Source organism: Thermococcus radiotolerans, assembly GCF_002214565.1.
Taxonomy (GTDB): Archaea; Methanobacteriota_B; Thermococci; order Thermococcales; family Thermococcaceae; genus Thermococcus; species Thermococcus radiotolerans.
Genome location: NZ_CP015106.1, coordinates 1,117,009 through 1,127,030, shown reverse-complemented (window position 1 = coordinate 1,127,030; position 10,022 = coordinate 1,117,009). Strand labels below are relative to the sequence as shown.

General features: G+C 56.7%; 10 protein-coding genes. 5 read left to right on the top strand and 5 right to left on the bottom strand.

The window, feature by feature from the left end; all coding sequences use genetic code 11:
* The first annotated feature begins 154 nt into the window (after positions 1 to 154).
* The 3 genes from rbcL (at position 155) to A3L10_RS06225 (ending at position 2,840) form a co-directional block, all read left to right on the top strand.
* A complete protein-coding gene (rbcL, locus tag A3L10_RS06235) occupies positions 155 to 1,486 on the top strand; it encodes a type III ribulose-bisphosphate carboxylase (protein ID WP_088866833.1) in 1,332 nt (443 codons plus the stop codon).
* A gap of 98 nt (positions 1,487 to 1,584) precedes the next feature.
* The gene (locus A3L10_RS06230; protein ID WP_088866832.1) at positions 1,585 to 2,166 is read left to right on the top strand and encodes a thymidine kinase; all 582 of its coding nucleotides are present in this window, start codon (positions 1,585 to 1,587) and stop codon (positions 2,164 to 2,166) included.
* 77 nt (positions 2,167 to 2,243) lie between these two features.
* A complete protein-coding gene (locus A3L10_RS06225; RefSeq protein WP_088866831.1) occupies positions 2,244 to 2,840 on the top strand; it encodes an ArsR/SmtB family transcription factor in 597 nt (198 codons plus the stop codon).
* Between the two features lie 36 nt (positions 2,841 to 2,876).
* Here the strand turns inward: A3L10_RS06225 and A3L10_RS06220 are convergent, their stop codons facing one another.
* The gene (locus A3L10_RS06220) at positions 2,877 to 3,080 is read right to left on the bottom strand and encodes a 30S ribosomal protein S17e (protein WP_088181559.1); all 204 of its coding nucleotides are present in this window, start codon (positions 3,078 to 3,080) and stop codon (positions 2,877 to 2,879) included.
* 109 nt (positions 3,081 to 3,189) lie between these two features.
* Here A3L10_RS06220 and A3L10_RS06215 point away from each other — a divergent pair, with 109 nt between their 5' ends.
* Positions 3,190 to 3,609: a DUF371 domain-containing protein gene (locus tag A3L10_RS06215; protein ID WP_088866830.1), complete on the top strand. Its 420-nt coding sequence runs from the start codon at positions 3,190 to 3,192 to the stop codon at positions 3,607 to 3,609.
* Here A3L10_RS06215 and A3L10_RS06210 read toward each other — a convergent pair.
* The 3 genes from A3L10_RS06210 to A3L10_RS06200 are packed head-to-tail and all read right to left on the bottom strand — an operon-like array spanning position 3,606 to position 7,851.
* A complete protein-coding gene (locus tag A3L10_RS06210) occupies positions 3,606 to 4,517 on the bottom strand; it encodes a glycoside hydrolase family 130 protein (RefSeq protein WP_088866829.1) in 912 nt (303 codons plus the stop codon). The two genes, A3L10_RS06215 and A3L10_RS06210, sit on opposite strands and share 4 nt — an antisense overlap.
* A complete protein-coding gene (locus tag A3L10_RS06205; protein WP_088866828.1) occupies positions 4,504 to 6,369 on the bottom strand; it encodes a glycogen debranching N-terminal domain-containing protein in 1,866 nt (621 codons plus the stop codon). Before A3L10_RS06205 ends, A3L10_RS06210 begins: the two co-directional genes overlap by 14 nt.
* Positions 6,370 to 6,372: 3 nt before the next feature.
* Positions 6,373 to 7,851: an L-fucose/L-arabinose isomerase family protein gene (locus tag A3L10_RS06200; protein ID WP_088866827.1), complete on the bottom strand. Its 1,479-nt coding sequence runs from the start codon at positions 7,849 to 7,851 to the stop codon at positions 6,373 to 6,375.
* 88 nt (positions 7,852 to 7,939) lie between these two features.
* Here A3L10_RS06200 and A3L10_RS06195 point away from each other — a divergent pair, with 88 nt between their 5' ends.
* Positions 7,940 to 8,890 (top strand): carbohydrate kinase family protein, encoded by a 951-nt coding sequence (locus tag A3L10_RS06195; protein ID WP_088866826.1) that lies wholly within the window; start codon positions 7,940 to 7,942, stop codon positions 8,888 to 8,890.
* Here A3L10_RS06195 and A3L10_RS06190 read toward each other — a convergent pair.
* Entirely contained in the window at positions 8,869 to 10,011 is a 1,143-nt protein-coding gene (locus A3L10_RS06190; protein WP_088866825.1) for a glycosyltransferase, read from the bottom strand. The genes A3L10_RS06195 and A3L10_RS06190 overlap by 22 nt on opposite strands.
* Between the last annotated feature and the right edge of the window lie 11 nt (positions 10,012 to 10,022).

Sequence of the window (10,022 nt, the reverse complement as noted above, 5' to 3'; positions counted from 1 at the left end):
AACCTTCGATTTCTAAAAGAAGGGCAGGAGTTTGGAGCGTTGACGCAGGAAAAGCGTCTCCAATACTCACATAGAGGCAGGAATGCCCCAGTATTGCACCACAGCATTTTTATAGGTAGCGATGCAATCTCCAGGTTACTCAGGAGGTGAAAGCATGGTAGAGAAGTTTGAGATATACGACATCTACGTTGACAAGGACTACGAACCCAACCCAAAGAGGGACCTGGTGGCTGTTTTCAGGATAACCCCCGCGGAGGGATTCAGCATAGAGGATGCCGCTGGAGCCGTCGCGGCGGAGAGCTCGACCGGGACTTGGACGAGCCTCTACCAGTGGTACGAGAAGGAAAGATGGGATGACATGTCGGCCAAGGCGTACCACTTCCATGACATGGGGGACGGCAGCTGGATCGTCAGGATAGCATATCCGATTCATCTGTTCGAGGAGTGGAACATGCCCGGCATGCTCGCGAGCGTCGCTGGCAACGTCTTCGGAATGAAGCGCGTTAAGGGACTCCGCCTCGAGGACATCTACCTCCCGGAGAAGTTCCTCCGCGAGTTTGAGGGGCCGTACTTCGGGAAGGACGGCGTCAAGAGGATTTTTGACGTCAAGGACAGGCCGATAGTTGGAACGGTTCCCAAGCCGAAGGTCGGCTATTCGCCGGAGGAGCTTGAAAAGCTCGCCTACGACCTGCTCAGCGGTGGAATGGACTACATAAAGGACGACGAGAATCTGACCAGCCCCTGGTACAACCGCTTTGAGACGAGGGCGGAGGTTCTGATGAACGTCATAGACAGGGTCGAGGACGAGACCGGCGAGGCCAAGAGCTGGTTCGCCAACATAACTGCCGACGTGCGCGAGATGGAGCGCAGGCTCGAGATACTCGCCGACTACGGCAACCCCCATGCCATGGTCGACGTCGTAGTCACCGGCTGGGGGGCGCTGGAGTACATCAGGGACATCGCAGCCGACTACGGCATAGCGGTTCACGGCCACAGGGCCATGCACGCGACCTTCACGAGGGACCCCTACCACGGCATCTCGATGTTCGTCCTGGCTAAGCTCCTCCGCATCATAGGCATAGACCAGCTCCACGTTGGAACCGCGGGCGCTGGCAAGCTTGAGGGAAGCAAGTGGGACGTCATCCAGATAGCCAGGGTATTCAGGGAGGAGCACTACGTTCCCGATGAGACTGACGTCTTCCACATGGAGCAGAAGTTCTACCACATCAGGCCGGCCATGCCCGTCAGCTCGGGCGGCCTTCACCCCGGCAACATAGAGCCGGTTATAGATGCCCTTGGAAAGGACATAGTCCTCCAGATAGGCGGTGGAACCCTCGGCCACCCGGACGGACCGAAGGCCGGAGCGATGGCCGTCAGACAGGCCCTCGACGCCATCATGCAGGGCATCCCGCTCGACGAGTACGCCAAGAGCCACAGGGAACTCGCCAGGGCCCTCGAAAAGTGGGGCCACGTCACCCCGGTCTGACCGGTTTGACGGCTTTTTTCTTCCATTTTCGTCTTCCGTTCAACTTTTCGGCCGGAGGAGATTTAACAGCTGAAAGCCTTCTTTTCTTGGTGGGAATCATGGTTCATCCAGGGGGATTCTTGGAGGTAATCACCGGTCCGATGTTCGCTGGAAAGACAACCGAGCTGATAAAGCGCATTGAGAGGCAGATGTTTGCGAAGAGGAAGGCGGCTCTCTTCAAGCCGAGCATAGACAACCGCTACTCCGAGGACGAGGTCGTCGCCCACAACGGACTTCGCTACGAGGCCTTTGTGATACCAACCAACGCTGAAGGCGTTGGGAAGATCGTTGAGATAACGAAGCGTGAGGGTTACGAGGTTATAGGTATTGATGAGGTGCAGTTCTTCCCGATGGCCATCGTGGGTGCCTTGGAACGGCTTGCCGACGAGGGGGTTTACGTTATCGCGAGTGGGCTCAACCTCGACTTCAAGGCCGACCCGTTTCCCGTTACCAGGGAGTTGCTCGTTCGGGCGGACAACATAGTCTATCTCACCGCCGTGTGCACGGTTTGTGGAAAGCCTGCTACCCGGACCCAGCGCCTCATAGATGGAAAACCGGCGCCCCGTGACTCCCCAGTCATACTCGTCGGCGGAAGCGAGAGCTACGAAGCCAGATGCAGGGAGCACCACTTCGTTCCTTAGTTCTTTAAATTTCCCAAATCACCGAAAAGCTTAAAGTAATCTTTTCTTACATCAGGTTAGGGAAAGGGGGTGAGACCATGGACTCAAATAAGAACATGGGGAGACTGCTGGACATACTCGGAAACGAGACGCGAAGGAGGATACTCATCCTGCTCACCAAGAGACCGTACTTCGTGAGCGAGCTCAGCCAGGAGCTTGGGGTGGGTCAGAAGGCGGTTCTTGAACACCTCAGGATACTCGAGAGTGCGGGCCTCATCGAAGGCCGAACCGAGAAGATACCGCGCGGCAGGCCCAGGAAGTACTACACGATAAAGCGCGGTTTCCGCCTTGAGGTTCTGCTCACGCCCTACGCCTTCGGCACCGAGATGTACGAGCCCAAAGCACCGAGGCAGACAAAGGAGTACGCCCAGGCCAGGGCTCTCATAAAGTCTACGGAACCGGCCGAGGAGAAGATAGACGAGCTTCTGACTTTTCTGACCGAAATACAGGGCAGGATAGAGGAAATAATCAGGATGAAGCAGGAGCTCGAGGAGGTTCGCCTGCTCACGGAGACCTACATCGAGAGCCTCTTCCGCCGCATCGCCCAGGAGAACGAGAGGGAATTCGAGCGGCTGATGAAAGAGTTCAGGGCTAGACTTCCAAGAAAAATACTCGAAGACCTTGAAGACTTTTAGGAAGTGGCTTGAAGAGAATAAATCCTAGAAAAGGGCTCAGAGCATCTTGCCCTCTTCCTTCATCCTCACGAGCCTGGTCATGTAGCCCGCTATCCTGTTTCTGATGGTCTTGCTGGTGACGTTGGTGAGCTCCTCAACCTTCTTCTTGTTGTGCTCGAAGTCCCTGGTGAACTCGTTCGGGTAGCGGTCAAACAGCTCGCGCGCAACCCTCTTGATGAACGTCTGCTTGATGTTTCCCATCATCAATCCCCCCGTTAGCTTGACTCTGACAACCATACCCCAGTCTCGAAAGCAGTTTTAAAGCTTTTCCCTCGCTCAGACTTATAAACCCCAGCTCGAAGTTGGAACCATGCTGAGGGAGGTAATCCGCTGCAGGGGTCATGAGAACGTAAGAGCAACGCACAGATCAACGCTGGAGTTCACGAAGGAGGACTACCTCACGCCCCGAGGGGACTGCATACTCTGCATCGAGGCCGACAAGGGAATAAATGACCTTAGCGATGAGTTTAAATCCGCCCTGAAGGCTGGAAAAAGGCTTCTAATCCGAATAAAGGTAGGGAATTTGGTGGACGAGGTTCTCGCCGAGGGGAGCCCCGGGCTGATCCTCGATCACGATTTTTCGATGGTGGTGAGAAAGAGTGACTACATCGACGCCAGAACCCTCGCCATAAGGGCGAACAAAGCCGCGAGGGACGTAGACAGGAAAATAGTGGAACTCTTGAAGAGCCCCGAGAGGACGGTGGAGATCGAGCTGATAATTCTGGATTAGTCCTCTTTCTTCCTCCATCCTCCCATCGCGAGGCCAACGTGCCTGTCCGCTCCCCCGTAGTAGAGGTAGTAGCTGCCCCCGTGGTCTATCATGGCCTCCGCGAAGACCACGTTATCTACCCATCCATGCAGCTCCCAGTCGAGGGTTGGCCTGAGGATGGGCTTCTCGGTTCTCCATATGAGCTTTCTTGGGTCTTCCCGGTCAAAGAGGGCAGCGTGCGTGTAGTAGACGAGCTTTCCGTCCTCGTGAAAGGCCTCGCTGTGTATCAGGAGTATCCCGTCCTCCGTGAGGATTGGCGGAGGTCCGGGCTCAACGAGATGGCCCCTCGGCCTCAGAACGGGCTCCCTCTCGTACTCCCAGTGGATGAGGTCCTTTGAATAGGCGAGCCAGACCTTTGAGTCGCCGAAGTACATGACGTAATAGCCCTCGAAGGATCCGGACTTCATTTTCTCCGTCAGTATGGCTCCGCTCTTGGTCCAGTTTTCGGTGGTGTTCTTCTGCGCGGGGAACTCCTCGAAAACCACGCCGTGCTTCTTCCAGTTCAGAAGATTCTTCGAGGTGGCGATGCAGAGCCGTGCAGTCTTTCCATCGTAGCCGGTGTAGGTCATGTAGTATGTCTTTCCAATCCTCACGACGCGGGGATCCTCAACGCCGAGGCTCTCCCACTCGTATTCCGGTTCCATAACGGGCTCTGGGTGTCTGATGAAGTCGATTCCATCCTCACTCAGCGCCAGCCCGATTCTTCCGGTTATCTTTTCCCCTTTGGCCTCCGCACGGTAGAGCATGACCACTTTTTCCCTCCTCTTGACCACCGCGGGGTTGTAGACGTTCTTTGAGTCGAATCCTTCATCTGAGGGAGAAAGCACAGGTTTTGGGAGTTTTTCAAACCTGAATTCATATGGGTTCAACGCTAACGCCCCCATTGGCCACTATGAGGTACCTCCTTCCTCCAAACGAAACCCCTCTCAGAACGATGCTCGTCCCCTCTGCCGGACGGACGGTGAGCTCATCCCCTGCCTCCATTCCAAGCGAGGCGGTAACGAAGGCGAAAACGCTCGCCGCGCTCCATACCTGCGGGGAGTTGGCCCTTAAAACGGGAACGAGCTCGTTTAGGCCGCTGTACAGCTCCGGAAGCTCCCTCTCCGGCAGAAGCTTCGCGGCATCGAAGACGGCATCCATGAGTGCCCTCGCCATGTCCGTTCTTCCAATCCTCGCCAGGCCGAGGGCTATCAGCGCGTTGTCGTGCGGCCACACGCTTCCGCGGTGGTAGCTGAAGGGGTTGTAAGCTTTCTCTCCGGCGCTCAGGGTTCTTATGCCGTACCGGGAAAGCATGTCCGGCTGGAAAAGCCTCCCCGCGAGTTCCTCCTCGTGCTCGGCTATACCCGTCAGGAGCAGGTGCCCCATGTTGGAGGAGACGACTCTGAGTGGCCTTCCCTCCCCGTCCAGCGCAAGGGCGTAGTAGGAGCCGAGCCAGAAGTCGCGGTTGAACCTTTTCTTCAGCTTTTCCGCCTCTACGAGGAGGGTCTTTTCATCGAGCTCTGTCAGGTCAAGCTCCCCTGCAAGTTTAAGCGCCCAGTAGGCGTAGCCCTGCACCTCAACGAGCGCTATCGGCGGCTTTGGAAGTTTCCCTTCCTCGTCAATTATCGCATCCCTTGAATCCTTCCATCCCTTGTTGCCAAGTATTCCCGGAACGTAGGTTACGTAGCCGTCATCATCGAGCTTTCCGAGTATCCACTCGACGGCGGCCGTCAGGTTCGGCCTCAGTTCCTCAATCAGTCCCCTGTCCTTGGTCCAGCGCAGGTACTCGCCGGCCAATGCCACGTAGAGGGGGGTGGCATCGACCGTGCCGTAGTACGGCGCGAAGGGAACCTTCCCCGACTGCGCGAGCTCCCCGAGGCGGAACTCATGTGGTATCTTTCCAGGTTCTTCCTCGTTCTTCGGGTTGGTTCTCTTTCCCTGGAGCCGCCCGAAGAGTCTCAGCGTGCCGGCGGCGTATTCAGGGTAGTACGGCAGGAGGAAGAGTGAGGTTATTATCGCGTCCCTTCCGAAGGGACAGGCGAAGTACGGAATCCCTGCAAGGGGGACCGGCCCGAAGCGCGTAAACAGCGTCAGGGCGTTTATGTTCTCCACAGCTCTCTCGAATATTCCGTCGATGGCGGGTGAGCCGGTGAAGGCGACGTTTTTTATCGTTCTCTTTTTCTCTGCGAGTATCTCCGAGACCCTGCCCTCGATTTTGGGGATGAAGCGGACATAGAGGACGGCCTTTTCGAGGGGGGGTATCTCAAGTTCTGCCCTTAAGAGACTCCCCTCCCTTTCCATGTTGGTCTCGGTGGAGAGGCTCCTCCTTCCGGCGGGGCTTTCCTTCAGGTGGGTTCCGCCGACTGGGACTATGGCCTTTCCATTCTTCAGCCCCATAAAGCCCCTGACCTGGAATATGTCCTCGATGGGAGCCTCGTAGGTGTACCTGACCCTGACACCGAGCGGTTCTTCCGACGTGTTGTAGAAGGAGAGCTTTTCCTCGTAAACCCCGTCCAGCGTTCTTAGCCTCACCAGGATTCCCCGCTCGCCGAGAGAGAAGTGTGAAACCGCCCGGGTGAAGGTTGAGGATGCCCCGATGAAGTCCGGTTCCGGAGAAACTTCAAGCCTGGCCTTTCTGACGAACCTTGTGTCAAGAAAATAAAAGCCGTCGTAATGGGAGGGCATGTCCCCCCTCTCATCGCTCAGGACGAAGGCTCCGTTGCCGGCTAAGATGGTTCTCATGGACTACCCCTCAAGGAAGGACTTTACCTCCCTTGGGTCTTCAAGGTTTATTGCCTTTACTCCCCAGAGCCTCGCGGTAAAGCGGAGCTCCTCGGTGTAGTCACCGGGAACCAGCGAGAGGTGGTTGGCCCCCATGGCCGAGATGAAGGTTTCTTTGTCGAGTGGGTTCCTTATGGCCGTATGCGGCCACTGCTTGCCCCATTTGAGCTTTGATTCCATCTCCTCAGTTATCTCAAGGCCCTCCGCGAGGAAGTAGAGGAGGTAGTACTCCCCCCCGCGACGTATGAGCCTTGCCACCGTAAACTCAGCCGGGGGAGTTCTGTAAGTTAACGCCCCGCCGCTCGCCCCCTGGCACTGTCCCTGGACGGTTGTTGCTTTGAGGTTCTCCTCCGGGTTCTCGCTCAGCCTCGCGTAGTAGAGCGATGAAGCGCCGCAGTTGGCTATCATGACGACCTCGTCGTCCACGTACTTTATGTCTCCGAAGAGTGGGGGCTTTCCGCTCAGATAGAAGAGGAGCGCCGAACTTATCGTGCCCTTAACGTCGCCCTCACACGTGGCCGGGATTACCTCCTTCTCGCCCTCGGCATCGAGGTTGAACGGGAACAGCGCCGGAATCAGGCAGGCCGTAACACCGTAGACCTCGCTCAGCTCCGGCTGGCACTTTATCGAGACGGCCGAAATGCCTTCCTGCTCGCTCCAGCTCTCCTTTGCGGCTAGGTAGAGTGCTATCTGTCTCCTCAACGCCTCCGGTGTCAGCATGAGGTCGTCAAACTTGACTTCCGTTTTCTCGGTCAGCCAGTCGTAGAACTCCTCCACGCGGACCCTCAGCCTCTCGTCCGAGAGCATCTTCTCCGCCTTCCTAACCAGAACGTACTGGCCGAGCATTATGAAGTCGCCGACGATCCTCTTAAGCCTCGGCAGGTCGTCCATGAGGTGCTCCATCCCGAGGGTGTACGGGGCCCCCCAGAGGAGGAGGGACTTCCTGGAGAGCTTTGAGACGGCCTCAACGGCTCTAACCCAGGCCTTTACCTTTTCAACGTCCCCCTTGAGGCGGACGTGGTTCAGCGCGTACTCGTTCACCGCGCTCTCCCAAAGAGAGGCCCCGACAGATGTGACGCACGTGGTTCCTGCCCATGCCGGATCATCGTCGGCGTAGAGGAGTATGGGCCTCTTGGTTTCTCTGACAAGTGCCGTAACGAGGTTGCTCTCCGTCCAGTGCCAGAGGCCGGCTATTATTCCCGAGGCCGAGCTTCCGGCTATAATTTCCCCGGCCCTGAAGCTCTCATCCATCGAATCTACCCCGAAGTTCTTACCGGCTTTGAGGGCTTCGTATTTTCCAAGCCTCTCGTTCACGTCGAGAACTTCAAAGCCAGCCTTTCTCAGCTCCCCGATGAGGGTGGAGTGCTTCTCCATCAAAGCCCTCTCGCGCTCGATCGAGAGGGCCGTTGGCCTCGGATCCGTGAACGTTATTACCGCTATCATGGGCAGCACCTTGGTATCTCAATCGCGGGAAACGTATATAACGGTTGTCGGAGGAAACAACCAAAAGTTGTTGCTTGTGGTGATGACGATGATGGTCTCTATCGGAGAGGTCCTCATAGATTTCATAGCCCTGCAGGAGGGGAAGCTTAAGGATGTGAAGTCCTTCGAGAAGCATCCGGGCGGTGCTCCTGCAAACGTTGCGGTTGGTCTTTCAAGGCTCGGCGTTGAGAGTGCGCTGGTAAGCAAGGTCGGCGACGATCCCTTTGGGGACTTTCTGCTCGAAAGGCTTCATGATGAGGGGGTAAGGACATACATATCCCGGGACGCTGAAAAACATACTGGCGTTGTCTTCGTTCAGCTCATCGGTGCCAAGCCGGAGTTCATTCTCTACGATGGCGTTGCCTACTTCAACCTGAAGCCTGAGGACGTGGAGACGGCCCTTCTTGAGAACGCTGAGACAATTCACTTTGGCACCGTGCTCTTCGCCAGGGAGCCCTCTCGCTCGACGCTCTTTGGAATTTTAGAGGAACTTAAGGGAAAGGTTCCACTGAGCTACGATGTCAACATAAGGCCCGACCTCTGGCGCGGAAGGGAGGGAGAGATGCTACGGGATATTGAGAGGGCCCTCGGGCTGGCGGATATAGTTAAGCTCGGCGATGGGGAGCTGGCGTACCTCAGAGACAACGGAATAAACCCTGAAGACTTCGACTTCAAACTTCTCGCGGTGACCTTAGGTGAGAAGGGCAGCGAGCTGATGAGTGGAGGCGCTAAGGTTCACATCCCTGCTTATAGAGTCGAACCGGTTGACACCACCGGAGCAGGGGATGCCTTCACAGCTGCCCTCTTAGCCGGCCTTCACTACTCGAACCTGCTCGGTGAGGGGACCATCGATGAGGAGCACCTCAGAAAACTCGGGCGCTTCGCAAACCTCGTAGCGGCGCTCTCAACGACCCTCAGGGGGGCTTGGAGCGTTCCAAAAATGGAGGAAATAGTTCTAATGAAAGAGGTCAGGGAGCTCTACCAGCGCTCCAAGAGGTAGTCCTTCTCCTCAAGGAAGACCTTCGCCCTCTCCTCTATCAGTTTTTCGGCCTCAAGGGTGCTCATGTCCATCGTTCTCTTGACGAAGTCCGCCGTCTTTGCGAAGTACAGCGGCACGAGGGGTTCTGCCTCGGTTAGGATTCCGTTTTTGTACGCCACCGCCCCGTCGTAGAGGACGTGGCTCCAGAGCCTGTCGTCGAACTCGAAGGTCTTGAGGGCCTCCATCACCCCCTTGAGAGTCTCTTCGCCCAGTGCCCTCTTCAGCACGGGTTCGTGCTGGGCAAAGAGCTCCTTTGCCCTTATCTCAAGGAGCTCTAAGGTCACCTTTACAGGCTCTGGTTCCCCTTTCTCAAGCTCCCCGAAGACCGGAACGGGCTCTATTGCTTTAACGTCCTTCCAGACGTTCTCGTACTTCTCCATCAGCATGAACAGCGTCCCGACGACCTGGTTGAACATGGGGCCGAGCGATGCCGCCGGATCCTTGGGATCGTGTATCTTCATCCCCAGAGCAGTCTGGATGATTTTGAAGCCCCTCGCTATGGCCGTCGTCGTCAGGAATATGTCGACGCCGAAGCGCGCCACGTGGGTCTTCCAGACCGCCCCGTCTTCGAGGTAGACTTCCATGAGCTTTCTGCTCACCCCAAAGTCCCCTCCTATCGGCTGCCTGACGTTCTTCCCGTAGAGCGAGGCCGTCATAGGGTAGGCTATGTTGTTGGTTATCGTGCCGTCCCACTTGTGCCTTATGTAGAGCGGCGCCACGAAGTCGTAGCCCTCCTCGATGGGCTTGGCGAAGCAGTATATCCACTCGGGGGTTATGCTCCTCAGGTCGCTGTCCACGAAGACGAGCGCATCGGCGTCCCTCTCGAGGGCAAACTCCATGAGCTCCTTCATAGCGCTGCCCTTTCCCGGAATCGGCCAGCTGTAGACGAAGCTGTGAACCTCGACACCCTCTGGGACCTTTGTCCCCAGAACCGCCTCCCTCGTCCCATCGGTGCTTCCTCCGTCAGCGTTGACGACGATTCCTCCACCGAAATACTTCTTCAGCCCTTGGGCGGCCTGCTTAACGACAAAGGATATTGTTTCCGCGTTGTTGTAACTGGGAATTCCAACGATGACCCTCATCTCTTCCACCT